At 67.0% G+C, this 25,948-nt stretch carries 23 protein-coding genes; 7 read left to right on the forward strand and 16 right to left on the reverse strand.

Translation table 11 applies throughout. The features are described from left to right. Window position 1 precedes the first annotated feature (1 nt). The 13 genes from ABD05_RS21900 to gbpA all read right to left on the reverse strand — a co-directional run bounded on the left by ABD05_RS21900 (window position 2) and on the right by gbpA (window position 11,454). A complete protein-coding gene (locus ABD05_RS21900) occupies window positions 2–535 on the reverse strand; it encodes a type II secretion system protein (RefSeq protein WP_047902182.1) in 534 nt (177 codons plus the stop codon). Continuing rightward, window positions 522–917 (reverse strand): type II secretion system protein, encoded by a 396-nt coding sequence (locus ABD05_RS21905; RefSeq protein WP_047902183.1) that lies wholly within the window; start codon window positions 915–917, stop codon window positions 522–524. The genes ABD05_RS21900 and ABD05_RS21905 overlap by 14 nt, the downstream gene beginning before the upstream one ends. Continuing rightward, the gene (locus ABD05_RS21910; RefSeq protein WP_047902184.1) at window positions 892–1,380 is read right to left on the reverse strand and encodes a type II secretion system protein; all 489 of its coding nucleotides are present in this window, start codon (window positions 1,378–1,380) and stop codon (window positions 892–894) included. The genes ABD05_RS21905 and ABD05_RS21910 overlap by 26 nt, the downstream gene beginning before the upstream one ends. Further along, window positions 1,377–3,662 carry a secretin N-terminal domain-containing protein gene (locus ABD05_RS21915; RefSeq protein WP_047903720.1) on the reverse strand — a complete coding sequence of 762 codons (2,286 nt, stop codon included), beginning with the start codon at window positions 3,660–3,662 and terminating at the stop codon, window positions 1,377–1,379. The genes ABD05_RS21910 and ABD05_RS21915 overlap by 4 nt, the downstream gene beginning before the upstream one ends. Window positions 3,663–3,693: 31 nt before the next feature. Beyond that, on the reverse strand, window positions 3,694–4,164 hold the full coding sequence (locus ABD05_RS21920; protein WP_047902185.1) for a hypothetical protein: 471 nt from the start codon (window positions 4,162–4,164) through the stop codon (window positions 3,694–3,696). Continuing rightward, on the reverse strand, window positions 4,161–4,715 hold the full coding sequence (locus tag ABD05_RS21925; protein WP_047902186.1) for a hypothetical protein: 555 nt from the start codon (window positions 4,713–4,715) through the stop codon (window positions 4,161–4,163). The genes ABD05_RS21920 and ABD05_RS21925 overlap by 4 nt, the downstream gene beginning before the upstream one ends. Further along, a complete protein-coding gene (locus ABD05_RS21930) occupies window positions 4,712–5,242 on the reverse strand; it encodes a hypothetical protein (RefSeq protein WP_047902187.1) in 531 nt (176 codons plus the stop codon). The genes ABD05_RS21925 and ABD05_RS21930 overlap by 4 nt, the downstream gene beginning before the upstream one ends. Then, a complete protein-coding gene (locus ABD05_RS39015) occupies window positions 5,239–6,009 on the reverse strand; it encodes a hypothetical protein (RefSeq protein ID WP_238594180.1) in 771 nt (256 codons plus the stop codon). Before ABD05_RS39015 ends, ABD05_RS21930 begins: the two co-directional genes overlap by 4 nt. Then, window positions 5,990–7,624 (reverse strand): GspE/PulE family protein, encoded by a 1,635-nt coding sequence (locus ABD05_RS21940; protein ID WP_047902188.1) that lies wholly within the window; start codon window positions 7,622–7,624, stop codon window positions 5,990–5,992. The genes ABD05_RS39015 and ABD05_RS21940 overlap by 20 nt, the downstream gene beginning before the upstream one ends. 54 nt (window positions 7,625–7,678) lie before the next feature. Then, window positions 7,679–8,860, reverse strand: a complete 1,182-nt coding sequence (locus ABD05_RS21945) for a type II secretion system F family protein (RefSeq protein ID WP_047903722.1) — start codon at window positions 8,858–8,860, stop codon at window positions 7,679–7,681. 2 nt (window positions 8,861–8,862) lie between these two features. Next, window positions 8,863–9,372 (reverse strand): lytic transglycosylase domain-containing protein, encoded by a 510-nt coding sequence (locus tag ABD05_RS21950; RefSeq protein WP_027790297.1) that lies wholly within the window; start codon window positions 9,370–9,372, stop codon window positions 8,863–8,865. Further along, on the reverse strand, window positions 9,347–9,787 hold the full coding sequence (gspG, locus tag ABD05_RS21955) for a type II secretion system major pseudopilin GspG (RefSeq protein ID WP_027790298.1): 441 nt from the start codon (window positions 9,785–9,787) through the stop codon (window positions 9,347–9,349). The genes ABD05_RS21950 and gspG overlap by 26 nt, the downstream gene beginning before the upstream one ends. 269 nt (window positions 9,788–10,056) lie before the next feature. Further along, window positions 10,057–11,454, reverse strand: a complete 1,398-nt coding sequence (gbpA, locus tag ABD05_RS21960) for an N-acetylglucosamine-binding protein GbpA (protein ID WP_238594181.1) — start codon at window positions 11,452–11,454, stop codon at window positions 10,057–10,059. Window positions 11,455–11,822: 368 nt separating this feature from the next. Between gbpA and ABD05_RS21965 the strand changes: the two genes are divergently transcribed. Beyond that, window positions 11,823–14,675, forward strand: coding sequence for a glycosyl hydrolase family 18 protein (locus ABD05_RS21965; protein ID WP_274521915.1), 2,853 nt, complete (start codon window positions 11,823–11,825; stop codon window positions 14,673–14,675). A 138-nt stretch (window positions 14,676–14,813) separates the two neighbouring features. Here ABD05_RS21965 and ABD05_RS21970 read toward each other — a convergent pair whose 3' ends face one another. Next, window positions 14,814–17,126: an ATP-binding protein gene (locus ABD05_RS21970; RefSeq protein ID WP_047902190.1), complete on the reverse strand. Its 2,313-nt coding sequence runs from the start codon at window positions 17,124–17,126 to the stop codon at window positions 14,814–14,816. Between the two features lie 292 nt (window positions 17,127–17,418). Here ABD05_RS21970 and ABD05_RS21975 point away from each other — a divergent pair, with 292 nt between their 5' ends. The 4 genes from ABD05_RS21975 (at window position 17,419) to trhA (ending at window position 23,168) form a co-directional block, all read left to right on the forward strand. Further along, window positions 17,419–19,665: a carbohydrate-binding protein gene (locus tag ABD05_RS21975; RefSeq protein ID WP_082146191.1), complete on the forward strand. Its 2,247-nt coding sequence runs from the start codon at window positions 17,419–17,421 to the stop codon at window positions 19,663–19,665. A gap of 386 nt (window positions 19,666–20,051) precedes the next feature. After that, window positions 20,052–22,130 carry a carbon starvation CstA family protein gene (locus ABD05_RS21980; protein ID WP_047902191.1) on the forward strand — a complete coding sequence of 693 codons (2,079 nt, stop codon included), beginning with the start codon at window positions 20,052–20,054 and terminating at the stop codon, window positions 22,128–22,130. A gap of 12 nt (window positions 22,131–22,142) precedes the next feature. Continuing rightward, on the forward strand, window positions 22,143–22,349 hold the full coding sequence (locus ABD05_RS21985) for a YbdD/YjiX family protein (RefSeq protein WP_006480280.1): 207 nt from the start codon (window positions 22,143–22,145) through the stop codon (window positions 22,347–22,349). A 198-nt stretch (window positions 22,350–22,547) separates the two neighbouring features. Next, a complete protein-coding gene (gene trhA, locus ABD05_RS21990; protein WP_047902192.1) occupies window positions 22,548–23,168 on the forward strand; it encodes a PAQR family membrane homeostasis protein TrhA in 621 nt (206 codons plus the stop codon). A gap of 112 nt (window positions 23,169–23,280) precedes the next feature. Here trhA and ABD05_RS21995 read toward each other — a convergent pair whose 3' ends face one another. Then, entirely contained in the window at window positions 23,281–23,712 is a 432-nt protein-coding gene (locus ABD05_RS21995) for a nuclear transport factor 2 family protein (protein WP_047902193.1), read from the reverse strand. 119 nt (window positions 23,713–23,831) lie between these two features. After that, window positions 23,832–24,185 (reverse strand): DOPA 4,5-dioxygenase family protein, encoded by a 354-nt coding sequence (locus ABD05_RS22000; protein ID WP_047902194.1) that lies wholly within the window; start codon window positions 24,183–24,185, stop codon window positions 23,832–23,834. A 489-nt stretch (window positions 24,186–24,674) separates the two neighbouring features. Between ABD05_RS22000 and ABD05_RS22005 the strand changes: the two genes are divergently transcribed. Both ABD05_RS22005 and ABD05_RS22010 read left to right on the forward strand, forming a co-directional pair. Then, window positions 24,675–25,052, forward strand: a complete 378-nt coding sequence (locus ABD05_RS22005; protein WP_047903725.1) for a hypothetical protein — start codon at window positions 24,675–24,677, stop codon at window positions 25,050–25,052. Between the two features lie 223 nt (window positions 25,053–25,275). Next, the gene (locus ABD05_RS22010; protein WP_047902195.1) at window positions 25,276–25,764 is read left to right on the forward strand and encodes a hypothetical protein; all 489 of its coding nucleotides are present in this window, start codon (window positions 25,276–25,278) and stop codon (window positions 25,762–25,764) included. Window positions 25,765–25,948: the final 184 nt, after the last annotated feature.

Raw genomic sequence — 25,948 nt, forward strand, 5'->3', positions numbered from 1 at the left:
TTCAGTGTGCGGCTCCGGTTGCCGACGTGCCGGCCGCGTTTGCAGCACCGTCGCCGGGCGCCGGCGGCAGGTAAACGAAAATCCATTCGCCATATGTGTCGCGGTCGCCGAACGACTCGTATCGGACCGGGAACCCCTGGCGTTTCAGCGGCCGGCCGGCCGCTTCGCTGAACACGCCCATGATGCCGCCGTCCGGCGCCTTCACGAGCCCCCATTGGGTCGACCCGGTCAGCGGGTCGGCATACAGGCGTCGCAAATGGCGCTGGGTCGGCAAGGTCCGGCGATCCTCCAGCAACGCGTCGAGCGACTCGGGATAGCGGTTTTGCCCCGCTGCGCCGTAGTAGCGTTCGATCGCCGCGCGATACTGGTCGCCGACGAACAGCAGCTCGGCTTCGCGGTCGCGTTGCTGAACGGTGCTCCAGATGCGCGTCGCCTCGGTCATCCCGAGACCGAGCGCCGCGACGAGCATCAGCACGCCGAGATACGCGATGCCGCGTTGGGTGCGCGGGCGTTGCCGCAGGTTACCACGTCTCATAGCTGCTTCCGTCGAGCGCGTTTCCCTTTGCGCCGCTCTTGATGTCGGCCACGCCGCCGCTGTCGCCGGCCAGAGCGCGCCACGAATTGCGCTTGCCCGTCACCGGGTCGAGCGGCACTTCACGCAGGTAGCGATTTTCGACGAGCGCCTCGAGCGAGGCCGGGTCGCGGCCGTGGTCGGCGCGATAATCGTCGATCGACTGGCGCAGCGTATTCAGGTTGTGGCGCAGCACGGTTTCCTTCGCGCGGTCGCCCTGCTTCAGATAGCCGGGCGCGACGAACGCGGTCAGCGCCGCGATGATCGCCATGACGACGAGCAGTTCGACGAGCGTGAAGCCGGCGGTGCGACGCGCACGTCTACCATTGGTTGTACGGGACGCCATTGATGCCCTCCTTGCGGTTGGTGGAACGGATGTCGAACACGTCCTCGCCCGACGAAAAGGATGCCGGATCGCTCGCGTAACTGCGCGTTTCCCACATTTCGTCGGGCGCCTTGCCGTCGCAATCGCACATCGGATCGGCGGGAATCTTGCGCAGGAAATACAGCCGCGCGCCGTTCGGGGACGTCTTGTCCTCGACGCCCTCGACCAGCGTGCGCAGATCCGGCGGATAGCCGCTCGCGTCGGCGCTGTGCTCGATCCGTCCTTCGCCGGCCGCCGCCTTGTAGGCATCGAGCGCCGACCGGATGACGACCAGCGCGCGGCGCAGCTCGGTTTCGTCGGCGCGGCGCCTGGCGAGATCGGTCAGCGGCAAGGCGACGGTGGCGAGCAGCGCAAGCAGCGTCAGCGCGACCATCATCTCGATCAGCGTGAAGCCGCGCGCGCGGCGGCGCCGTGCGGCGCTCATGCGACGCTCCAGGGGCTGGGCAGCCGTCCGGGCGCATCGGCGTGCAGGGTCGATCCGGGCACGGCGCCGCCGTTGATGGACGCCACGAACGACACCAGCGAGCCGATCAGCGAGCGCACCATGGCCAGCAGCCCGCGCTTTTCGGTCGCGGACGCCGCCACGTCGGCCGGCAGGTCCGCCGCCGCGACGACGGCGGCCTCGGCCTTCGGCGGCGGCACGGCGCGCGTGGCCGAGGCGGGCTCGATCGCATGCGCGCGAGGCAGCGGCAAGGCGGCCGCTTCTGCACGCACACGCATCATGCTGCCGCCTTTCATCGTGGGCCTGCCCGATACGGCCCCGGCGTCGCCCGATTCTTCAGCCGGGGAGGCTTCAGCGCCCGGCGCGGTATCGACGGCCTCGTCCGGGCCCGGTTGCGCGGCAGGCGCGGCGTTCGTGACGGGTGCAGCCGGTTCGATCGGCGCATCGAGATCCGGGGCGTTCGACGAAGCCGACGAAGCCGACGAAGCCGTCGGGGCCGGTGCGGCCGATGCGGATTCGAGCGTCAGCGCCTCGGTCGTCACGCGCGTCTCGGTCCCCGACAGGAACGTGGTGACGGCCGACGTCGGCAGGTCGAGGTTGCGCTCGATGTGCGGAGTAATCAGCAGCACGATTTCCGAGCGCTCGTTGCTGCGGCCGTTCGAGCCGAACAGGCGGCCGACGACGGGCAGGCCCGACATGCCGGGCAGACCCGAGACGTTCTCGATCTCGTTGCGCTTGACGAGGCCGGCGAGGATCTGCGTTTCGCCGTTTCGCGCGGTCATCAGGGTTTCCGCATTGCGCGTCCCGAGCGAATAGGCGACGAGGCCGGTCTTGGTCGTTTCCTTCGACAGGATGCTGCTGACTTCCATGTTGACCTTCACGCTGACCTCGTCGTCGAGGCTGATGCGCGGCTCCACCTTCAGCATCAGGCCGACGTCCTGGTAGCTGACGGATTCCGTGACGACGCCGTTGGCGTTCGTGGTCGTGACGATCGGCACGCGTTCGCCGATCTTGATGTTGGCCTTCTCCATGTTGCGTACGCGGATCTTCGGATTCGCGAGCGTCTTGGTCTTGCCCTGCTTCTGCAGCATGTCGATCGCGAGCGACAGCGCGCCGGATTCGCTGGATACGCCGATCCGGTCGCGGTTCAGGCGCAGCAGGTCGCCGAGCGTCAGCGCCGCGCCCTCCGCGCCGCCGAGCGCGCCGAACTGGACGCGGCCCGGGTACTGGACGCCGAGATCGAGGCTGTCGTTCATGTTGACCTCCAGCACCTGCACGTCGAGCGTGACTTCGGACTGGGGGATGTCCAGCCCCATCACGACGCGCTCGGCCACCTGGATCGTTTCGGGTGTGTCGCGCAGGACGACCGCGTTGACACGCTCGTCCACGTAGATGTCCTTCGGCTTGATCATCTGGCGCAGTGCCGCCATCACCGATTTCGCGTCCGCGTGCGACAGGAAGAAGGTGCGCAGCGCGAACTCGGTGTAGGTGCGGCTTTTCTCCGGCTGCGACGGGTAGACGAGCAGCGTGTGCTTGTCGAGCACCTTCTTCTCGAGCTGGTTCGTGCGCAGCAGCAGGTTGATCGCATCCTCGGCGGTGGTGCGCTCGGCGAACAGTGTGGCGGGCTGGTTGGTATCGACGTCGCGGTCGAACACGAAGTTCACGCCGGACACGCGCGAGATCACGTCGAAGATGTTCGACATCGGTTGCTGCTTGAAATTGAGCGAAACCGGCTTGCGCAGCGCGTCGGACAGTTGCGGGCGCACGGGACGGCTCGCCTGCGACGCGCGCAGCAGCGCATCGCGCAGCCGCTTGGCTTCCGCGTGGTTCGGCTGTTCGGCAAGGATGCGCCGCGCGATCTCGAGGGCTTCCTGCGGTTGCTCGCCGCGGATGCGCTGTGCGCGCGACAGCTCGACCGCCATTTGCTGGCGGCGCTTGACCTGCTCGAGTTCCTGACGGGCGCGCAGATTGCCGGCGTCCTCGGCCAAGACGTTGTTCAGGTGATCGATCGCCGCGCTGTGGTTGCCCTGTGCGTTTTGCCGGTCGGCGGCCTTCAGCTCGGCGCGCACGTATTCCTGCCGCGTGAGTTCGAGGGACGTGGCGATCCGGATGTCTTCCGGTGCGGCTTCCTTCTGCTGCTGGAGCGTGCCGAGGCGTTCGGCGGATGTTCCGGCGGTGGCGGGCGGGCTGCCGGCCGGGAGGCTCGAGCATCCCGCCAGCGCCAGCGCCGAGGTCAGGAGCAATAGACTGATGGTTCGTTTCATCATGGTGTTCGATAGAAGTTCGATTCGCAATTCAATGGGTCGGCGACGGCGGCGACAGCTCGATGTCCGAGCCGTTTCGGGTCATGACGACCGGACCTGTTTCGCCCAGCGTTTTCAGCCGGTAGCCGTCGGCGATCTCGCCGCCCGGCAATACGGCATCGCGGACACCGCAGCGGCGTCCGCACAGCAGGAATGTCTTGCCGTCGCCTTCCAGCACGACGATGCGCTGTCCTTGCGTGCGCCATTCGCCGGCAATCTCGAACGGCATCGGCGGCGCGGCGGCGGCGTCGATCGGATCGCTCAGCGCTGGCGGCTCCGCCGCGGGCGGTTCGACAGGGTCGGGCGTGGCGGGGGGCGCGTCTTCCGCGCCGAGCGACACCCAGTTTTGGGCCGGGAACACGTCGACGATGCGCGGCTGGTCGACGGACTCGTGCGCGAGGCTGCCGCCGGCGGCGGCAACGGCCAGCGCCGCCGCGACGCGTATGAAGATGCGGCGCATCATGCGTCGGGCCCCAGCAGGCTGACCCGCAGATCGACGTTGACGACGGGGCTGTCGATCTTTTCGCGCTCGATCGTGACGCTCTCGATACGCACCATCGGCTGGTCGGCGATTTTCCGCATCGCTTCGCGCAATCCGGCGTAGCTGCCGCTCAGCGCGATGCTGATCGTGAGCCGTCGCAGCTTGCCCTTCACCTCGGCCTCGCGCCGGTAGGTCGCGTGCTTCCGTTCCAGGCCGTTCTGCGACAGGATCTCGAACAGCGAATACGCCTGCTCGCGGCTGCGCAGCTGCTGGACGTCCTGCAGCGTCATGCCGCTGTCGCCGGCCTTCGGGCCGGGCTTGGGCAACGCGGCCAGATCCTTGGCGAGCGCGCCGCGCGTCGCGTCGAGTCGCGTGCCGCCCGGTTGGATATAAAGCGCGTGCAGGCCGAGCAGGCCGACGACCGCGCCGGCCGCCAGCAGCCCGGGCACGCCGAGCTTGCGGGTCGCGACATAGCGCCCCCAGCGCAACCGCGCAGCAAGCGCCGTTTTGTCGAGTGCATTCAGGTGGGTCATGGATGTTCGATGCTCAGGCTGAAGTGAAAAATGGCCTTGCCGTCCTCGGTCTTCATCCGATGCTGGAGCAGGCCGATCATGCGGTCCGGATGGCGGTCGTGCAGGCGGTCGACGAACAGGTAGATGTGCGACAGCTCCGCGGCACCGCCTTCGATGCGCGCCTCGCGGCCCGCCTTGTCCACCGTCAGCGACTTCAGCGCGATCTGTGGGGTCCAGGCGTGCTCGATCCAGTCGATCACCGACAGGCCGGATCCCTTGTCGGTCATCGTCTGTTCGGCCAGCACGCGCTCGATGCGCCGCTGCTCGGGCGTCTTGGCCTTCTCCCGCCGCTGTTCGCGCTCGATGACGCGCTGACGCTGCTCGATGCGCTTCTCGACCTGCTCGACATCGTCACGCAGTGCTTCGACGCGGTTCCATTCGCTGCCGGCGAAGAGCCCGGTAGCCAGCGCGCAGCACAGCGCGATGCCGGCCCACGGCGTCAGGCGCGTGCGCGACGCGACGAAGTTCAGTTCCGACAGGCGCTTCATGCCGGATCCTCCGCCGCGACATCCATCGGTTCGGCCGTGCGGCCATCCGTCGGCGCGCACGCCGCGTCGCCATCGGCGAACATCGAACCGTCGAACCGGCATGCATGCGCGTCGCCGCCGGCCGGCTGCCCGGCGATCAGCGCCGCCGCGGCGAACCAGTCGTCGGGGCGGTCGCCGGCGCGCGGCAACGTGACGATGTCGGCCCATTCGCCCGAACGCCGGAAAATGCACGTCACGACGTGCGGCTGGCGAAGCGCGAAGCGGAAATCGTCGCCGACCAGCCGGGCGGCGTGCGAGGCGAGCGACGCCGACAGCGCGTCGCGGAAGCTGGCGAGCCGCCAGCCGGCCGCGCGGCTCGCGTCGACGAGCGCCGCGAGGAGTTCGTCGCAGGCCGCGACCGCGAGGCGCGCGCGGCCGCGCCGTTCGTCCTCGATGAGGATGCGCAACGCGCCGCGCTGCGCGCGCGCGGCGAACAGCATGCGGGCGTACGCATCCCACGCGGCGTCCGACACCAGGCCTTCCTGCCAGGGCAGTACCACACCGTGCGACCACGGATGCCCGACGACGACGTGGAGGCGGTTGCGCATCGGCAGGCGCGCTTTCGGCAGGCCGGCGAGCACCTGCGCGAGCGCGTCGGCCGGCCGGCCCTCGTGGGCGACGACGGCGAGCGGTGCACCGGTGCGCCGTGCGCGCCGGCTTTCATGCGCCCGGACGTGCAGCGTATCGGCGTCGATCAGCACGGTGACGTCATTCCAGGGCGATCGCACGCTGCACCTCCTGGAATGTCGTCATTCGTGCGCGCACCGCCGCCAACCCCGCGTCGCGCATCGACTGGTAGTCGGGGCTCTCCGCGAGTGCGCGTGCGCGCTTCTCGATCGAGCGCTCGAGCAGGGCCGCCTTCAGCGGCGCATCCAGCGCAAGCACTTCGGCAAGCCCGATCCGGCCGTGATAGCCCGTGCCACGGCACGTGTCGCAGCCGGCGCCGGGCGCCACCTCGCGCCGAAGCACGTCGGGCGGCGCATCGGCCAGGTCCGCGCCGCTCGTCGCCGGAGCGCCGCAGGTCGCGCAGATCCGTCGCACCAGTCGCTGCGATACGACGCCGTTGAGCGCCTCGAGAAAGGTCGACGGTTCCACGCCCATGTAGATGAAGCGGTCGATCACGCTGAAGCCGTCGTTCGCGTGCACGGTCGACAGCACGCGGTGGCCGGTGAGTGCCGACTGCACCGCGATCGACGCGGTTTCCTCGTCGCGGATCTCGCCGACCATCACCGTGTCCGGATCGTGCCGCAGGATCGAACGCAGCCCGCGCGCGAAGGTGAGGCCCTTGCGCTCGTTGACCGGAATCTGCAGCACGCCCTTCAGCTCGTATTCGACCGGATCCTCGATCGTGATGATCTTGTCGTCGCCCGTGTTCACCTCCGACAGCACGGCATAAAGCGTCGTCGACTTGCCGCTTCCGGTCGGCCCCGTCACGAGCATGAGCCCGTAGGGGCGATGAGCGAGCGCACGCACGCGGCGGGCGGTCGACGCGTCGAAGCCGAGCACGTCGAGGCTCACGCTGTCGCCGCGTTGCGACTTGTCGAGCACGCGCATCACCGCGTTCTCGCCGTAGGTGCCGGGGATGATGGAGACGCGGAAATCGATTTCGCGCCCCTGCATCACGATCTTGAAGCGGCCGTCCTGCGGCACGCGTTTTTCCGCGATGTCGAGGGCCGCGAGCACCTTGAGCCGCGACATCGTCTGCGTGGCTACTTCGATGCCGGGAATGTGGCGGATCGACTGCAGGACGCCGTCGATCCGGTAGCGGATCGACAGGCCGTCCGCCGCCGATTCGAGGTGAATGTCGCTCGCGCGGCTCTGCAGCGCGTCGTACAGCGTCGAGTTGACCAGCCGGATGATCGGGCTTTCGTCCCGGGCGATGCTGGCGAGCGAAATCGATTCGGTCACGCGCGCGAGCGTGTCGCCCGATGCGTCGATCGTCACGTCGTCCATCGCGCGTTCGTTCGATTCGAGATCGCCGAGCAGGCGCTCGACTTCGCCGGGGGTGCTCATCGCGAGACTGACCGGCCGGGCGCCGACGCGCGAGAGCAGTTCGTCGCGCACGGTGCGTGCGACAGGATCGGCGACGACGATGCACGGTGCACCGTTGTGCTTGATCGGCAGCGCGCGCAGCGCCAGCGCGTCGTGCAGCGGCAACAGGTCGAAATGCGTCGGCGCGGCGCGCAGCGTGTCGGCGTCGATCGGATCGATGCCGAGGCAGGCCGCCACTTCGGCGAGACGCGTCGCGTCGGCGCGCATCAGGTCGTTTACATACTCTGCGAAACCGATGCCGGACGCCTCGCTTTCCGCGTGCCAGCGTTGAATCAGGTGTTGCGTAGTCATCTTGAATTCTCCAGTTGGGAAGCGGGAAGGCGGGCATCTGGCCGACCGGGACCGCTATCCGACGCTGCCGGCCAATTCGAAGATCGGCATGTACAGCAGCAGGACCACCGCGCCGACCGTTGCGCCGACCGCGAGCATCAGCACCGGTTCGAAAACCTTGCTGATCATTTCGATCGACCGGTCGAGCGCGCCGTCGTGGAACTGCGCGATGTGCTCGCACATTCCGCCCAGGTCGCCGCTCTGTTCGCCGACGCGCAGCAGCCGCTCGGCGACGGAGGTCGTCAGTGCATGGGCCGCGAAGACGGTCGATACCGATCGTCCGGCACGCAACTCGGTCAGCGCGGTCGCGAGGCGCGCCCCGAAATGCGCGGGCAGCACCTTGCCGGACAATTCCAGCGCGTCGATCACGGGCGTGCCGCCCGCGATCAGGAGTCCGACGGTTCGATAGAACCGGGTCAGGGCGAACAGCGCACAAACGTCGCGCACCTTCGGCGCCCGCCACATCAGCCGCTGCACCGCGCGCTTCGCGGCGGCCGAGCGCACCGCCAGCCCCGCGCCGACGGCCGCCGCGGCGGCCGCCATGCCGACCGCCGCGCCGTTCTCGCGCAACAGGGTCGCCCACCAGAGCATCGCCTGCGCTGTCGGCGGCAGCGTGGTCAGCGACTCGAACACCACCGCGAAACGCGGAATCACGAAAAAGGCCATGAACAGCAGGATCGCGATGCCGACGCCGATCACGACCGCCGGATAAATCAGCGCGCCGGTGACCCGCTTGCGGATCTGCTCGATCCGCACTTCGTATTGCTGGTAGCGCTTCAGTACGGCGGGCAACTGGCCGCTATCTTCCGACGACGCGATCGTCGCGACGAGCAGCCCCGGAAAGACGTCGGGCTGCCGCGCAAGCGCCGCGGATAACGGCTGCCCTTGATACATCACCGACAGGATCCGGTCGATCACCTGCTTCGACGCCTTGCCGGCATCGTTCTTGTCGCGCAGCGCCTCGAGCGCTTCGATCAGCACGAGGCCCGCATCGAGCAGCGTCGACAGTTCCTGGAGGAACAGCGCGAGCGCAAATTTCGGTGCGCGCTTGCGTCTGGCGAGGCGTGCGCGGCGAATGTCGAGCGCGACACCGCCTTGCGCCGCGATCCGGGCCCGCACGTCTGCTTCGCTCGCTGCTTCGATCGTCTGCAGGGTGACCTTGCCGTCGGCAAGCACCCGAACCTGAAACGATTGCATGGCTACCTCCGCCATTCGTCGAGCAACGCCGAGCTGGCGACGCGATTGCTGGTCAGCGTCTGGTACTCGCGCCAGACCTTGGTCGCATACGATTTGCGCACCGGTTCGCGCTTCGCCGACGATCCGGCGTTGTAGGCGCCGACGGCATTCCATGTGTAGCCGTGCCGTTCGATGAAGCCGGCGAGAATCGACGCGCCGGTGTCGATCGACGTACAGGGCTCGTTGATCAGGCGCCCGTGCGTGACGCCTGTCTTGATCAATCGCGGCAGGTGTGAGCTGTTGATCTGCATCAGCCCGATGTCGTAGGTGCCGTTGCGGTTGTAATTGATCGCGCGAGGATTCAGCGACGATTCCACTTTCGCGATCGCGACGAGCAGGAGCGGATCGATACCGTGCCGCTCGCCTGCCTGGGTAAAGCAATCCTTGGCTGCGGCGCCGGACGCGCAGACGGCGATCGCCGCCGCGACGGTCCAGCGACGCAGGCCCTTACATGCCGTAGACGAGGTCCGCATCGTTGCCGCTCCCTCCGACACGACCGTCCCGACCGAGCGACACGATCTCCGCCTCGCCGTCTCGGCCCGGCACGTTCCACTGATAGGCCCGGCCCCAGCCGTCCTTCGGCACGGCCTTCGCGAGATAGGGGCCGTTCCACCCGTCGGTGTTCTGCGGCTGCTTGACCAGCGCATCGAGCCCTTCGTCGGCGCTCGGATAGCGGCCCGTGTCGAGCCTGAACTGCGTGACCGCGTCGCCGAGCGTCTTCATCTGAGATTCGGTCGAGCGGACCTTCGCCTTGTCGACCTGCGAAAAGAGTTTCGGGCCGACATAGCCTGCCAGCAGCGCGATGATCAGCAGCACCACCAGCAATTCGAGCAAGGTGAAGCCACGCTGGCCTCGCTTCTTCGTCCATTTCGGATAGTTCGATTTCACGTTGTATGCCCTCGGTTTAAGTTCCGACGCGATTCGCGGGTCGGAGTGTCGTCGTATTGCGGACGACTGATGAATGGCGCGCTGTGGGAAGGGGGCTTGTTCGGGCCCGAGCGCCGTTTGATAACGTCATTTTGCAAACGCGATGCAGGCGCGGCAATTTTCATGAAGGATGTCTCAACAAACTTCGAAACGCGCCGCGCATGCACCCGTCGAGGACGGGCGAGCCGCACGCCGTTGGCGCGCGGCTCGCGGGATTCATACGGGAATCCTTACTTGCTGCATGCGCCGAGATCCTTCCAGACCTTGCCGGTGTGATCGGCGCCGGTCGTCGCGGGCGAGCCCGGCACGTCGTTCTGGGTCCACCAGCGCGCCTCGTAGGTGCGACCGTTGTGCTGCACCTTCGCGCCGCCCGTATAGGCCGTGCCCTGCTTCCACGCGGCCTGGCACTGCGCGCCTTCGCCGCCGCCCGTGCCGCCGGTCAGCTTGAACGTGACGGTTTCCTGCTTCAGCGTGCCGCCTTCGATCTGCGACGTCGCCACGGCCGTGTGCGCGCCGGCCTTCGCATTCGCGATGTCGACGGTCAGGTCGCCCTGCATCCGCATCGTTGCCGTCTTCGAGCCGACCAGCGAATTGGCCGCGTCGTAAACCTTCATCGTGACGCTGGTGTCCTTCGCGTGATTGAACTTCAGGAAGAACTTCGCGGTGGCCTTGCCGTTCTCGATCCTGAATTCCGGGTTGCTCGTGACGCTGAAACCTTCGTCGATGCCCGATTCCGGCTTCTTCTCGACCGTCGTCTCCGTGCGCACGATGCCGCTGCCGCTCTTGGCGAACACGTTGTTCGCGCCCAGCCCCGGCTCGATGCGCCCGTCGCGCTCGATACCTGCCAGCAGGCTGGCCGACTGCACGCGGTTGATTTCCTTCGCGAGCAGCATCGGCCACATGTTGCGTTCGCCCTGTTCGGCCGTGCCGATCGTGACGGTCGTCTTCATCGACGGCACTTCGCCGCCCGACTTGAACACGCGGTTCATGACCTTGTCGCCGGCCTTCAGGTCGACGGTCGGCGCGATGGTGCCGACGGACGACCAGCTCGGCTTGCCCGGGTCGGTCGGGCCGCCGTCCGCCTTGATGTTGAGGTCAGCCACGTTGTAGAACATGCCGGCCGTATCGCCGACGTGCCACGTGCTCAGCATCACGTGATGGCCGGTGCGGTCCGACGGAATCGTGCAGTTGTGCGGCCCGATCGCGTCGGCCTTCTGCATGCCGCCGTCGACCGTGCAGAACGGCGTCAGGTCGAACTGGTCGCGCGTCAGCGGCAGGTTCGGGTTCCAGCCTTGCTTCGTCAGGTAGTACTTGAAGTTCTTCGTCACGTGCGGCGCTGTGAACGTCCATTTGAACTGGTGCGCGCCCGGCTTGATGTCGTTGGTTTTCCAGCGGTCGACGGATTGCTCGTTCAGTTTGCTGAACTGCACGACGCCGCCGCTTGCGATCTGTCCGTCGGGCGCACCGGCCTGAGGGAAGCCCTGCTTGCCTTCGACGCTTTGCGGCTCCCATGTGACCGAGCCGCAGTTGAAGTTTTGCGCCGGGCCCTGCTTCGAGCTGCACATCAGGTTGCGCGACGGCGGATCGGAGAGGTAGCCGTGCGCGAACGCATGTTGCGCGAAGAACATGGATGCGCATGCGACCAGCGGCGAAAGTTTGAAGAGCGTTCGGCTCGCGGTGTGTTTGTTCATGGTGTATAGGAGATGGATCGTATCTGTCGGTACTGCTTTCGAAAGAGCGGTTGATCGAAGCCGGCACGGTGCCCGGCGTTTGCGCGTCGTGCATCGAGTGGGATGCGACACGGGTTGCAGTTTCCGCGAGCGCGGCGGGGGCGAGAATCTTCCTGAACGATTCATCAAGAATCCGGCTTCCGGTTTCTGAAAAAGCCGGCATTTCTTGAGACATCCTTGAGATTGATTGGCACGGGGCGGCGGGGAAAAAACAATGCGACGGTCGATTCAGACACTCTTTCAATTTCTCAAGGACGACGATCAAATTGCGCCTGAATAAACTCAACCTCAATCCGTCGCGTATCGGCGTTGCGTCCGGCCGCACCCAGACGCTTGCATTCGCGACGATCGCCACGGCCAGCGCGCTGTGTTTCGCGAACGCCGCGTTCGCCGCCCCCGGCAAGCCCAGTCTCAAGCAATACGAAATCACGTCGAAGCCGCACGGTTTCGTCGAGATCGATCTGCAGAGAGCGGGAAGCGCGCCCTACAAGGACCTCGTCAAGCTCAACAAGAAGGTCGACGTGCCGCTGCCGTTCGACATCTGGAGCAACGGAACGGCCGTGAAGGCGGTCGCGGTGGTCGACGGCGCGGTCGATGCCGCGTCGGAACTCAAGCTGACGCCTGGCGGCACCCAGAGCGGCACCGTCATCGCCAACGTCAAGACGCCGGGCGTGAAGAAGATGCAGGTCCGGGTGATCGACGCGAACGGCGCGTCGACGGACAGCGCGCCGATCGACGTGGTCGTGTTCGACACGATTCCGGAACTGGCCGATACGCTGCCCGACAACGCGAGCAAGGCGCACAAGCGTTTCAAGAACACGTCCGGCTCGGTGGTCGGCACCTACTTCGCGACGTGGTCGGTCTACGACCGCAAGTTCAACGTCGACAACGTGCCGGTCGAGAACCTCACGCACATGCTGTATGGCTTCGTGCCGATCTGCGGCGGAGCGAACATCAACGCGTCGCTCGCGCGCGACGTGCCGAATTCGTTCCGCGCACTGCAGCAGACGTGCGCGGGGCTGCCCGACTTCAGCGTGGCGATCCACGATACGTGGGGCGAGATGGGCATGACGCTGCCCGGCCAGACCGCGAACTCGAAGCTCAAGGGCGTGCTTGGCCAGATGATGGCCGCGAAGAAACGCAATCCGGACCTCAAGATCCTGCCGTCGATCGGCGGCTGGACGCTGTCCGATCCGTTCTTCCAGCTGCACGACCCGGCCAAGCGCAAGGTGTTCGTCGATTCGACCGAGCAGTTGCTGCGCACCTGGAAGTTCTTCGACGGCGTCGACATCGACTGGGAATTCCCGGGCGGCAAGGGCGCGAACGGCGCGATCGGCAATCCGCAGACGGACGGCGCGCTGTATGTGACGCTGATGAAGGAACTGCGGCAGATGCTCGACCGCGTGTCGGCGGACACCGGCAAGACCTACGAGCTGACGTCGGCGATCGGCGCGGGCAAGGACAAGATCGACGTGGTGAACTACAAGGAAGCCACGAAGTACATGGACTACATCTTCGACATGACGTACGACTACTACGGTGCGTTCAGCCTGACGGAGCTGGGTCACCAGACGGCACTGCACGCGCCCGCGTGGCGACCGGACACCAAGTACACGACCGACAACTCGATCAAGGCGCTGCTTGCGCAGGGCGTCGATCCGAAGAAGCTCGTCGTCGGCGCGGCGGCATACGCCCGCGGCTGGACCGGCGTTTCGGGCTACACCGACGGCAATCCGTTCACCGGCACCGCGAAGGGGCCGCACAAGGGGCAGTGGGAAGCCGGCATTCTCGACTACAAGAAGCTCAAGGCGGAGATGATCGGCCCGAACAACGCGGGCATCAACGGCTACGAGTACCACTACGACCAGACGGCCGAGGCGCCGTACGTGTTCAACAAGAGCACCGGCGAACTCCTCACGTTCGACGATCCGCGCTCGGTGAACGCCAAGGGCGACTACGTGCGCAAGCAGCAGCTCGGCGGCATGTTCTCGTGGGAAATCGACGCGGACAACGGCGACATCCTGAACGCGATGCACGAAGGTCTCGGCCACGGCGACGGCGGAAGCGGCGCGGAGAATCGTCCGCCGATCGCGAACGCGGGAACGGCCATGACGGTCACCGGGCCGCAGACGGTGACGCTCGACGCGTCGAAGTCGCGCGATCCCGACGGCGACAAGCTGACCTTCAAGTGGGAACAGATCGGCGGCGATCCACTGAAGATCGGCAGTCCGGACAGTGCGAAGGCGACGGTCGACGTGCCGGCGGTCAAGCAGGACACCCGCTACACGTTCCGCGTGACGGTGACCGACCCGGCCGGGCTGAAGGGTGCCGCGCAGGTCGTCGTGACCGCGCAGGCCGAAGCGTCGGTCGAGCCGCCGCCGGCCGAAAACCGTCCGCCGGTCGCGCGACTCAGCGGTCCGGCGCAGGCGGAAGGCGGTCAGGCCGTGGTCCTGTCGGCCGAGAAATCGACCGATCCTGACGGCGACAAACTGACGTTCCAGTGGACGGCTCCGTCCGGCATCGACGTGCAGCCTTCCGGCGCGACGCTGCGCTTCACCGCGCCGAAGCTTGCGAAGGACCAGTCGTTCACGTTCTCGGTCAAGGTCGGCGACGGCAAGCTGTCGTCCACCGCTCAGCACACGGTGCTCGTGAAGGCGACGGAGACGGGCGGCGGCAATGGTGGTGGCGGCAACGGCGGCGGTGGCGAAGGCGGCCAGTACCCGGCCTACAAGGCCGGGACGCAGTACAAGGCCGGCGACGTCGTGTCGAACCTGGGCAAGCTGTACCAGTGCAAGCCGTTCCCGTACAGCGGCTGGTGCTCGGGTGCGCCGGCGGCCTACGAACCGGGCAAGGGCTCCGCGTGGAGCGATGCGTGGACGATCTTCGGCAACGATGAAGGCGGCGGCAACGGCGGCAACGGCGGCGGCGAAAGCGGCGGCAACCATCCGCAGTACAAGGAAGGCACCAAGTACGGCGCCGGCGACATCGTGTCGAACAACGGCAAGCTGTACCGTTGCAAGCCGTTCCCGTACACCAACTGGTGCTCGATGGCTGCCTGGGCCTACGAGCCCGGCAAGGGCACCGCGTGGGATCAGGCCTGGGAGGAACACAAGGACTGACGCCCGCTCCCCGGTTACGCCGGCCCGCGCTGCATGCCCGGGCCGGCGTCGAACCCGTATCCTCGAACCGGCATCGACCGATGCCGGCCCGGCCCTCGCCTCGTGCGAGGGTTTTTTGTTTCTGGCGGCCGCCGGCCGCTATGCGGCGTCGTCCGTGCCCGCGCGGGTCATCGGCAAGTGCACGGTGAAGCGGCTGCCTTGCCGTGGCGCGGACGTCACGTCGATCGATCCGCCGTGGCGCTCGATGACCGTCTTGACGAACGGCAGCCCGAGCCCGACGCCGCCGCTTGCATCGCGATACGTGCCATCCACCTGGAAGAACGGCTCGAACAGCCGGGGCATCGCCTCGGCCGGGATGCCGATGCCGTTGTCCGCCACGGCGATGGAGACGTGGCGCTCGTCGGAGGTGATCCGTACGTCGACGACCGTGCCTTCGTCCGAATACTTGATGGCGTTGTCGAGCAGGTTGGTCAGCGCGCGGAGCAGCATGTCGCGATTGCCGAGCACGAACGCTTCGTCGCCGTCTTCATGCGGACCGTCGACGCGAATCCGCTTCGCGCCCGCACTGTGCCAGACCTGATCGACCGCTTCCATCGCCAGGTCGCTCGCGGACACCGGTATGTAGGCACCCTGGTCGAGATGCTCCGCGCGCGAGAGCTGGGTGAAATCCTGCGCGACGCGCAAGCTGTAGTCGACGAGCTTGTGCAGGTCCGCGAGGAAATCCGGATCGGTCGAACCGTCGGTGACGCTGTGCTGCTCGAGCAGCGACAGCACGGTCGAGAGCGGATTGCGAAGATCGTGCGCCATGTGGCGCAGTGTCATGCGGTCGCTTTCGACCGCCGCCGTGATGTTGTGGATGTCGACGAGGCAGATCATGCTGGCCGTGGAGCGATGACGATCGCCGTCGCCGAACGGCGTCACCATCATCATGTGCGTGCGCGCGTTCAGCGTGAGTTCGGTCGAGTGGATCCGCCCGGTTTTCTTCGCGGCGAGGATTTTGTCGTAGGCGATGCCGATCACCTGCCGGGCGGCCGCATCGCTGTCGACGTCGATCGATTTCAGCATCGCGTTGCCGCGTTCGTTGCACATCAGCAGGCTGCCGTCCTGTTCGACGAAGATGGGATAAGGCAGCGTATGGATCACGTCGACGTAGGTCGACTGCCATTCGCGGATGCGCGACATCGCCTGCGCGACGTCGTCGTCCGTCGGCGCCGCATCGTCGGCGTCGCCCGTTTGCGCAAGGCCCGCGAACGCGTGCCGGCCGGCCAGCCCGCGCAACCCGCGGTATTCCTTCATCAGTGCGGCGCGCAGGCTGCCTGCGCGCCGCCAGCCGCAGACGGCGAAGATCGTCACGCACACGGCAAGCGACGGCCCGACCGGTGTCCAGTATGCGCCGTACACGAGCAGCGCCGTTTCGCCGGCGACGTAGGCAGCCAGCCACGCCAGCGCGAATCCGTACATGCGTCGGCCCGGCACGAGCAAGCAGATCAGCAGCATGCCGATCGTGACCGCCATGCTGACGACCAGTTGGATCCCGGCCGGCACGCGCCGCATCAGGTGTCCGTCGAGCAACGCTTCGGTGGCGAGCGCATCGACCTCGACACGCTTCACCCTTCCGCCGCTTCTCGTCGACAGATAGAACACGCCCGTCATCTCGGACATCCCGTCGCCGATGAACACGATGCGGTCGCGCCATGCCGACGCGGGCACGCGGCCCTTCAGCACGTCGACGAACGAGTAGCTCGCGAGGTCGAAGCGCAACGGAAGGCCCAGCAGGATCGTGCCGTCTTCGACTCTTCCCATCCTGGTGACATGCGGCTGCACGTGGCGACGCACGTCGCTGTCCGGCTGCGGCACGTTGGCGACGCGGATCGCCTGCAGGCCGACATGAGGAATTTCGTCGCCGCTGCTGCTCTTGACATAGGGCACGATGCCCTGCACCAGATGGTCGCTGCCCAGCACGATGCTGCGCTGGCCGATCGCCGCGGCCGCTTCCCGCAGCGACCGCGCCGGCAGGATCACGGTATCGGCCCTGTCGTGAACCGGCGACATCTGGGCGGGCAAGACCACGCGGCCGTGCCTCGCGATCGCGGCCGCCAGCACCCCGTCGTCCTGCGCCGGCGAGATCATCGTCATGTCGAGGACGACGCTTGACGCGCCGGCGACGCGATCCAGCACCCCCGCATAGGCCGTGCGCGTGTAGCTCCCGCTGCCGCCCAGTTCGGCGAGCGTCTTCTTGTCGACCATGATCACCGCGACCTTGTCGCGCGGCCCGCGATCGATGCCGGATGAAACGACGTGCCAGTAGAGTCGATCCACGGGCGAGAGCAGCGTCTCGACGGCGGCGGTGCAGCTCAGTGCCGCAAGCGCGGCGACGCCGGTCAGCAGCAGCCATGTGGACGGGCGTGCCGACGCTGCGATTCCCGGAACCTGGCGGAGCCTGTCGAGCATAGGGCGGCGTTTCCTCGAACAAGATGTTGTTGGATGTCGACCGGGATGCTGCAGCGCCGGGCGCCCCGGGCAAACGATGCTTGCCGGTTCGCGCCATGCGGGTTTTCCCGTCGGGAGAGTCTAGCGTTGTTTGCGCCGTTCGGGAGCAGGCGGCGGGGCGAAATCGCTCCGGAACGAAACCGGCGGTGCCGGTCGGCGCGTTGAGAATGGGTTGAGGATGTTTGAGCGGGGAGCGGGGCGTCGCAACAATGCGGATTCCTTTCCATTCGCGCCGTTTGCGCCTTGCCATTCCATGATCGTGAAGAACCTTAGCTATGCCTTCGCACTGACCGCGCTGTCCGCGGCCGTCGCGGCCATCCTGGTACCGTCCGGCGCATCCGCCACTCCCGCGTACGCGCCGATCAAGCACTACCAGGACGGTGTCGAGCAATGCCTCGCGTGGCAGCCGGGCAACGCCGATCCCGTCGTCGCGACCTGCGACGGCGCCGCCGCGCAGGACTGGGCGTTTGTGCCGGGCGCGGGGTATTACCAGATCCGCAATGCCGGGGCCACGCAGGCACGCGGCCAGGACATGTGCCTGCGCACCCGGGCCGGCAATACCGGCATGGGCGGCGTGTCGATCGACGCGTGCGCCAGCGGCGACGCGAAGATGTCCCAGTGGCGCTTCGAGACGGGGCCGGCCGGCCGTCTTGGCATGCTGAACGCGTACCGGATCTCGACGGGGCGAGACGAAGTGCTCGCGATCCGGGCCGGGAGCCAGGGCGTCGCGATGCAGTTCGCCCGCGGCGAGGCATCGGCGGCGTGGGTGTCGGCGACGACGTTTGCGCCGCCGCAGCGCCCGCTGATGGGCAACAGGACGGCGCTGGCATTGACCGCGCACTTCAGCAACGCCGCGGCGAACGATCCCGAGATCGTCCGCAAGGCCGTGTTCGGCGATGGCGACGACTATTCGTCGCTGCGCCGCTATATCGAAGTGGCGTCCCACGGCAAGGCCACGCTGGGCGGGACCGTGCTCGGCGACGTCGACCTGGGCGCCCGCCCGGCGACCTGCAGCTCGGGTGCGTTGCTCGACTCGGCCCGCAAGGCCGCGCTGGCGCAGGGCACCGATCCGGCGCGATTCGACTACCTGCTCGTCGATTTCTCGAAGCTCGGCAGTTGCGGCTGGGCGGGGCTGGCGGCGCAGCCGGGCAACTGGATCCTGTCGAACGGCAATGGCCGCGGATACTGGATGTGGACACACGAATTCGGTCATTCGCTCGGCGCGTCCCACCCCGATTCGCTGATCGACTGCCCGACCGTCGGCGGCACGGTGCAGGTGGGTGCCGCGTGCCGCACGGGCAAGGTCGACGATCCGTCCGACACCGTCGGCGGCGGCGGCCGTCGCCTTTATCCCGGCAGCTACCAGCTGTTCTCCGGCTGGCTCGATCAAGCCCAGGTGCCGGAAATTCGCGAGTCCGGCACCTACAGGCTGATGCCGCTGTTCGGCGACCAGGCGGGTGCGAAAGGCTATCGCATCGCGCGAAGCGACGGCACGCAGCTGTGGCTCGAATTCCGGCAGCCGCTGCGCGGTTTCGACGACTGGAAGGCGGACGATCCGTTCGTCAACGGCGTGATCGTGAGGACTGTCCGGTATCAGGGCAGTTCGCTGAAGAATACGCTGGTGGATACGACGCCCGGCAGCGCCGGCGGCATGAAGGATGCCCCGCTGATGCCGGGTCACGCGCTGCACGACACGCTGTCCGGCAAGATCGTCACGGTGAACTCGGTCGGGCCGGACGGCGCCGTGGTCACCGTGAAGAACGACGGCGTGCTGCTGCCGGAGGCCGCCATCACGGGGCCCGCGCAAGCCGATGCGAACACAACGGTCACGTTGTCCGGCGACGCATCGGTCGGCGATCGCCTGCGATACCGATGGAGCGCGCCGGCCGGCGTCGCGCTGGAGCAGAACGGCAGCCGTGCGAACGTGGTCGTCCCGCCGGCCGACCGGGATCGCGAGTACGCGTTCGGGCTGACCGTGATCAACGGCAACGGGTATGCGGCCAGCACGACGCACGTGCTCAAGGTGAAGGCGCAAGGGACGATCGCGCCGCCGGGCGCGTCGATCGCCGGCCCGACACGGGCCGTGGGCGGCGAACGCGTCACGTTGTCGGGCGCGCAATCGACCGGGAAGGGCCTGTCGTACGCGTGGACGAGCCCGCCCGGCGTGCAGCTCAGCCAGCAGGGAGCGACGGCGAGCTTCGTCGCGCCGAAGGCCGGGAGCGAGCGCGGATATGACTTCCGCGTGACGGTGACCGATGTGCTGAACCGCCAGTCCGTGGCCACGCACCGTGTGACGGTCCAGGCCGATGCCGGCGAGGCAGTCGAGTCATGGGATCCGAAGCGGACCTACGCCGCCCCTTGCCAGAAGGTCGCTTACGCGGGCAAGCGCTGGATGAACGGCTGGTGGGTGCTGGGCGACGTGCCCGGCCAGGGCGGCGAATGGGGTCCGTGGCGCGAAACCGGGGCGGCCAACATGCATGCGCAGTGCAAGGTCAAATGATCGAGGGCGCGCGCCGGACGGGCGGCGAAGCGCCCGTCCGGCTGCCGCGCGCGATGGCCGGAATACCGGCATCGGCCGGTGGCGCGCCAGCTCGCGGCCCTGTTGCGCACGGCGAGGTGCCGGTTTCCTCGCTCTTGGGCAGCAAACCGGGCGCATCGATCAATGCCTGCCGCAGTCTCGCGCAAGGTTCGGCCGGAACGCAGTTCTACGTAATTCTACGTAGCCCCGCATACGTAGTTATCCGCTTGTAAGCCGCCCCCATCGCACGGAATACTACGGCCCATCGCCGCGGCCTTTGCGAGACCGCGGCGCGACGCATCGACGTCACGCGTGTGCGGCCACCTCGCCGCATGCCATCAAAACCACATTGGAGACCAGGAGACGCCATGAATCGGGCTTCCAGTACCCTGCTCTGGATCGCGGTCGCGCTGCTCGGCGCGTTCTCGTTCGGAACGATCGCACTCGCGCACGGCGAGCGCGTCAGTGCCCTCTGGATCGTGATCGCCGCAGTCTGCGTGTATCTGATCGCGTATCGCTTCTACAGCCGTTTCATCGCCAGCAAGGTCATGCAGCTCGACGGGCTGCGGATGACGCCGGCGGTCAAGTACAACGACGGCCTCGACTACGTGCCGACCAACAAGTACGTGCTGTTCGGCCATCACTTCGCCGCGATCGCCGGCGCGGGGCCGCTCGTCGGGCCCGTGCTCGCCGCGCAGATGGGCTACACGCCCGGCATGCTGTGGATCCTGGCCGGCGTGGTGTTTGCCGGCGCGGTGCAGGACTTCATCGTGCTGTTCATCTCGACGCGCCGCGACGGCCGCTCGCTCGGCGATCTCGTCAAGATGGAGCTCGGCACGGTGCCCGGCGTGATCGCGCTGTTCGGCGCGTTCCTGATCATGGTGATCATCCTCGCGGTGCTCGCGCTGATCGTCGTGAAGGCGCTGACCAATTCGCCGTGGGGCACGTTCACCGTCGCCGCGACGATTCCGATCGCGCTGTTCATGGGCGTCTATACGCGCTACATCCGTCCGGGCCGCATCGGCGAAGTGTCGATCATCGGCTTCATCGGGCTGATGGCGGCGATCTCGTTCGGCCAGAACGTCAGCGCTTCGCCCGCGCTCGCCGCATGGTTCACGTTCAGCGGCACGCAGCTCACGTGGATCCTGATCGGCTATGGCTTCGTCGCATCGGTGCTGCCGGTGTGGCTGCTGCTCGCGCCGCGCGACTACCTGTCGACGTTCCTGAAGATCGGCACGATCCTCGGTCTCGCGATCGGCATCCTGGTCGTCGCGCCGGAACTGAAGATGCCCGCGCTGACGAAGTTCGTCGACGGCACGGGCCCGGTGTGGGCGGGCAACCTGTTCCCGTTCCTGTTCATCACGATCGCGTGCGGCGCCGTGTCGGGCTTCCATGCGCTGATCTCGTCGGGCACGACGCCGAAGCTGATCGACAACGAAACCAACGCGCGCTTCATCGGTTACGGCGCGATGCTGATGGAATCGTTCGTCGCGATCATGGCGCTGGTCGCCGCGTGCGTGATCGAGCCGGGCATCTACTTCGCGATGAACGCACCGGCCGCCGTGCTCGGCTCGACGCCGGAAGCCGTCGCGAACACGGTCACGCAGTGGGGCTTCGTGCTGACGCCCGACATGCTGACGCAGACCGCGAAGGCCGTCGGCGAAACGACGATCATCGCGCGCGCGGGCGGCGCGCCGACGCTGGCCGTCGGCATGGCGCACATCCTGCACCAGGTGATCGGCGGCGAAGCGATGATGGCGTTCTGGTATCACTTCGCGATCCTGTTCGAGGCGCTGTTCATCCTGACGGCCGTCGACGCCGGCACGCGCGCGGGCCGCTTCATGCTGCAGGATCTGCTCGGCACGTTCCACCCGGCGCTCAAGCGCACCGAGTCGCTGCCCGCGAACCTGGTCGCCACCGGGCTGTGCGTGGCCGCGTGGGGCTACTTCCTGTACCAGGGCGTGGTCGATCCGCTCGGCGGCATCAACACGCTGTGGCCGCTGTTCGGCATCTCGAACCAGATGCTCGCCGCGATCGCGCTGGTGCTCGGCACCGTCGTGCTGTTCAAGATGAAGCGCGAGCGCTATGCATGGGTGACGATGGTGCCGACGGCGTGGCTGCTGATCTGCACGCTGACGGCCGGCTGGCAGAAGATTTTCGATGCGAACCCGAAGGTCAGCTTCCTCGCGCACGCCGCGAAGCTGCAGGCCGCGGTGGACGAAGGCAAGGTGCTCGCGCCGGCCAAGTCGCTCGCGCAGATGAAGCGGATCATCTTCAACGACTACATCGATGCGGCGCTGGCCGGGCTGTTCATCTTCGTCGTGATCAGCATCGCGGTGTACGGCGTGATCGCCGTGCTGCGCGCGCGCCGCGAGTCGAAGCCGACCGTGCGCGAGACGCCGTACGAAGCGATGCCGGCCGCGCAGGCGCTCGGCAGCGGACGTTAAGGGGAGGCCGCGATGTTCAGCGATCTTGGCAGCGACCTGCGCAGCGCGGGGCGTTACCTCGGGCAGGCGTTGCGGCTGATGGTCGGCCTGCCCGACTACGACACCTACGTCGCGCACATGCGCGAAACCCATCCGGACCGCGAGCCGATGACGTACGAGGAATTTTTCCGCGAACGTCAGAATGCGCGGTACGGGTCGGGGGCGGGGAAGTGTTGCTGAACCAGCCGGGCCGGTGAAACGGTTCGGTGATGGACAAGAAAGCGCCGCGATGGATTTCGCGGCGCTTTTTCTTTGGCGGGGCGGAGGCGCGTGTCGTGCGGCTGTCGCTTCGCTGTTTGCCGGTGCGCAGCACGGCAAGTTCCTGCCGCCGGTATCATAGGGTTCATTTTCCCCGATGGACCCGCAGGAGAACACGTCGTGCATGTCGGTGAGCGTTTCAACAGCATTTCCCATCTTGTCGGCGCGGTGCTGTCGGTGGCTGGCCTCGTGGCGCTCGTGACGATGGGCGCGCTCGAAGGCGACCCGTACAAGGTGGTGAGCTTCAGCGTGTACGGCGCGATGCTGATCCTGCTCTACGCGATTTCGACGCTGTACCACAGCGTGCGCAACCCGCGCCTGAAGGCGATCCTGCAGAAATGCGACCATTCGGCGATCTACCTGCTGATCGCCGGCAGCTATACGCCGTTCACGCTGGTCACGTTGCGCGGCCCGTGGGGCTGGTCGCTGTTCGGCGTGAGCTGGGGGCTCGCCGTGCTGGGCATCGTGCAGGAACTGACGCTCGGTCGGCGCACGCGCATGCTGTCGATGATCCTGTACGTGCTGATGGGCTGGCTGGCGCTCGTCGCGGTACGCCCGCTGATCCATGCGCTGCCGCCGGTGGGCACCGCGTGGCTCGTGGCCGGCGGCGTGATCTACAGCGCGGGAATCTACTTCTTCATCAACGACGAGCGCATCCGCCACGGGCACGGTATCTGGCATCTTTTCGTGCTGGCCGGCAGCCTGTGCCAGTTCGTCAGTGTCGCGATGTATGTCGCGTGAGCGGAGTGCCGCGTTGAGCCGGTGACGACGCGCTAAGTGCGCGCCTGCCGGGAAATGCGCTATCGGCGCGCGGCGGTCTGCATGGCCTTGGCCCGGTTCGGCGCGGCGGCCGTCATGCGCGGTCGGGCGCCGGCGTGGCGGCCTGCAGCGCGAGAAAGCCGACCCATCCCCAGTACACGCGATGATGAACGATCAACCCGTCGTGCAGATCCATCACCTCGACGAGATCGACCTGGTCGCCTTCCGGCGTGGCGCGCGGATATTCCCACGTGAGCTGGCGGCCGTTCGAGAAGAACAGCCCGGTCCGGTACCAGCGTCCGAGCCTGTTGCCCGGAGTGCGCAGGCCGGCCGCGAAGAATTCGCCGATCGCGGCCTTGCCTTGCAGCACGCCGGAGCCGTGTTCGGGCAGCGTGACGACGACGAGCGGCGTTTCGAGTATCGCGTCGTCGGCGTACAGCGACATCAGCGCATCGAGGTCGCGAGCGACGACGGCGGCGTGCCAGCTTTCATGGGTGCGCCGGGCATCGGCGTCGGCGTGTGTCATGGCGGGGTCCCGGAAGTGTCGATAACGGAACCCACTGTATTGGCGCGCCGCCGCGAGACGTTTCACGTCGGCCCGAAACGTGGATGCGGCCCTGGTTGAGGGCGGCCGCGCGTCAGACCTTAACCCGCCAGCGCGTCGAGATTCAGCACATACGACTTCCCGATCCACACCGCGCAATCGCGATGGTCGCGCAGGTCGTCGCCGGTATTCGGGTGCAGGAAGATATCGAGCGCGCCGTGGTTCAGCACGAGCCACGGCACGATGTCGTCGAATCGCGCGGCGTCGAACGCGATCTGGTACGACCATGCCGGATGCGGGCCGACGGGGCGCTCGTGAAAGCGGCCGAGTTCGATGACCGCGCCGAACCGTTCGTCGACGACCTGGCGAAACGCCCAGGCCGCGTCGCGGCTGGCTGCATCGAAATAGACGTGCGCGTGCCAACTGTCGATGGCGGTGGTGTCGAGGGCAGCCATGGAAGGACTCGATAAAAAAGGGAATGCATGAGGCGCCGTGCGAAACGGCCGATGCGTGATTATCGCGCGTCCTTGCCGTATGCGTCGTGTCGCGGTCCGGCAATCCTAAGCAGATGATTTGTCCTGTATCAGAAGAACCGTTTGATCCGATGAAACCGCTCCCGTGGTATCCGTATGCGCGATATCACGCCGGGAGCCTTGTCGGCACGTGCGCTGGCCGCAATCGCACCGGCAACACGTCATTTCGGAAATTGAAAAAGCGGTGTGCGCGTGCTTTGGGGCACCCGGAAAAGTGCGATCAGGTAATTGAATGAAATAAAGAAATTCCGATTTGGCGAGATGGGTGAATGACGCGGATCGCGCGCCGAAAGCAAAGCAGAAAATATCAATTGCGAAATCGGCTATTCAAGCGAAATGCAGCGCGACATACGATGGTTTCAACGCATCGACGATCGCGATCGATGCGGGGACAACCATCTGGAGGCCACCATGCGATCCCTCGTTCCCGTTGCTGTTTTCTCCTGCGCACTCGTTGCGTTGCCCGCCGTCAGCTTCGCGCAGTCGGCCGGTTCCGACTGGTCGCCGAATACCGCACGGCTGAGCTGGTCGGCAGCGCGCGCCGAAACCGACGCGCAACTGATGCAGATGACGCGTGCCGGCTATCGCGCGACGACCGCCGGCAACCAGAACTATCCGCTCGCGATGCAGCGTGCGCTCGAACGTGTCCGCAATCCGGTGCCCGACCGGTCGCGCGAAGAGCGGGCCGCGATGGAAGCGCGCGCCGCGCGCGACGTGCAGGGCGGCCATCCGGTCAAGGCGTTCTTCGTGAAGGCTGCGTACTACCTGAAGGGCGAGAACACGTTCTGATGCAGGAGACGAGCATGGCTTGCCCGATCCGATTCGCCGACGTCGTGCGCGCGTCGGCACCGCGTTGGTTGCCGGATGCGCGAGCGACGCGGCGACGCAACGACATGCACGGCGCGCGATGTCGTGCGAAGCACAACCGCCATGCAGGCCGTGGCGCTGTCGCATGCCGCATCGCATCGGCGGTTTTCGCGGCGAGCGACGCTGCCGCAGGCGGGCGCGACTCATGAAAGCCGCCCGCAAAAACCGTCGCCACGTGCCGCTGACCCGCGAGTGGCTGCTGCCGCTGCCGCCCGTGCATGCCCGCGACATCTCGCTGAAATGCCACATGGCACTCGTCGCGCTGCGCGGCGAGCACGGCAACGAGGCGCTGCTGATGCGATTGCGCACGAGCGTCTATCTGGTGTTCCTTGCGCTCGACGATGCGGTGTGCGCGGAGGCGGACATCGACCTGTGCGTCGATGCGGAGCGCGCGCTCGATGCGGGCGTGGCGCGCGCGGCGCAAAGCGGTGCATGGGTGCTGCGCGACGACGAATGCGCGGTGCTCGAGCGCGTGCTCGCGGCGCACGACACCTGCATCGCGACGCTTACGCGGCATCGGCTTGCCGAGCTGTGGCGTCACGTCTGCACGTTCGCGTCGAGCGGCCAGCCGGCGCTCGTGGCGAGCGCGGCGGAGAAGATGCGCATGCACGCGGCCGAATCGCTGGCCGCGTAGCGCCCCGCAACCGGTTTCGCGGGGAGGATGGAGGAGACAGGGCCGGCCGCACCGGCGCGGCCGATACAATCGCGCGACGCGGGTGATTGCGCGGCTGCCGCGACAACGCGGTGCGGGCAATCCGCCGGCCCAAAACAAAAGCGCCACGGAGCGAACTCCGTGGCGCTTCATTCATGCTGTGCCT

It is taken from the genome of Burkholderia pyrrocinia, from assembly GCF_001028665.1.
GTDB lineage: Bacteria > Pseudomonadota > Gammaproteobacteria > Burkholderiales > Burkholderiaceae > Burkholderia > Burkholderia pyrrocinia.

What these genes read in the sequence shown, in the direction of transcription:
- ABD05_RS21910 (WP_047902184.1), bottom strand. Translation starts at nt 1,380, where the DNA reads ATGAGCGCCGCACGGCGCCGCCGCGCGCGCGGCTTCACGCTGATCGAG.
- ABD05_RS22000 (WP_047902194.1), bottom strand. Translation starts at nt 24,185, where the DNA reads ATGGCTGCCCTCGACACCACCGCCATCGACAGTTGGCACGCGCACGTC.
- ABD05_RS21975 (WP_082146191.1), top strand. Translation starts at nt 17,419, where the DNA reads ATGATCGTGAAGAACCTTAGCTATGCCTTCGCACTGACCGCGCTGTCC.
- ABD05_RS22005 (WP_047903725.1), top strand. Translation starts at nt 24,675, where the DNA reads ATGCGATCCCTCGTTCCCGTTGCTGTTTTCTCCTGCGCACTCGTTGCG.
- ABD05_RS21940 (WP_047902188.1), bottom strand. Translation starts at nt 7,624, where the DNA reads ATGACTACGCAACACCTGATTCAACGCTGGCACGCGGAAAGCGAGGCG.
- ABD05_RS21905 (WP_047902183.1), bottom strand. Translation starts at nt 917, where the DNA reads ATGGCGTCCCGTACAACCAATGGTAGACGTGCGCGTCGCACCGCCGGC.
- ABD05_RS21950 (WP_027790297.1), bottom strand. Translation starts at nt 9,372, where the DNA reads ATGCGGACCTCGTCTACGGCATGTAAGGGCCTGCGTCGCTGGACCGTC.
- ABD05_RS21915 (WP_047903720.1), bottom strand. Translation starts at nt 3,662, where the DNA reads ATGAAACGAACCATCAGTCTATTGCTCCTGACCTCGGCGCTGGCGCTG.
- ABD05_RS21925 (WP_047902186.1), bottom strand. Translation starts at nt 4,715, where the DNA reads ATGACCCACCTGAATGCACTCGACAAAACGGCGCTTGCTGCGCGGTTG.
- ABD05_RS21920 (WP_047902185.1), bottom strand. Translation starts at nt 4,164, where the DNA reads ATGATGCGCCGCATCTTCATACGCGTCGCGGCGGCGCTGGCCGTTGCC.
- ABD05_RS21980 (WP_047902191.1), top strand. Translation starts at nt 20,052, where the DNA reads ATGAATCGGGCTTCCAGTACCCTGCTCTGGATCGCGGTCGCGCTGCTC.
- ABD05_RS21985 (WP_006480280.1), top strand. Translation starts at nt 22,143, where the DNA reads ATGTTCAGCGATCTTGGCAGCGACCTGCGCAGCGCGGGGCGTTACCTC.
- ABD05_RS22010 (WP_047902195.1), top strand. Translation starts at nt 25,276, where the DNA reads ATGAAAGCCGCCCGCAAAAACCGTCGCCACGTGCCGCTGACCCGCGAG.
- ABD05_RS21900 (WP_047902182.1), bottom strand. Translation starts at nt 535, where the DNA reads ATGAGACGTGGTAACCTGCGGCAACGCCCGCGCACCCAACGCGGCATC.
- gbpA (WP_238594181.1), bottom strand. Translation starts at nt 11,454, where the DNA reads ATGTTCTTCGCGCAACATGCGTTCGCGCACGGCTACCTCTCCGATCCG.
- ABD05_RS21930 (WP_047902187.1), bottom strand. Translation starts at nt 5,242, where the DNA reads ATGAAGCGCCTGTCGGAACTGAACTTCGTCGCGTCGCGCACGCGCCTG.
- ABD05_RS21995 (WP_047902193.1), bottom strand. Translation starts at nt 23,712, where the DNA reads ATGACACACGCCGACGCCGATGCCCGGCGCACCCATGAAAGCTGGCAC.
- ABD05_RS21970 (WP_047902190.1), bottom strand. Translation starts at nt 17,126, where the DNA reads ATGCTCGACAGGCTCCGCCAGGTTCCGGGAATCGCAGCGTCGGCACGC.
- ABD05_RS21945 (WP_047903722.1), bottom strand. Translation starts at nt 8,860, where the DNA reads ATGCAATCGTTTCAGGTTCGGGTGCTTGCCGACGGCAAGGTCACCCTG.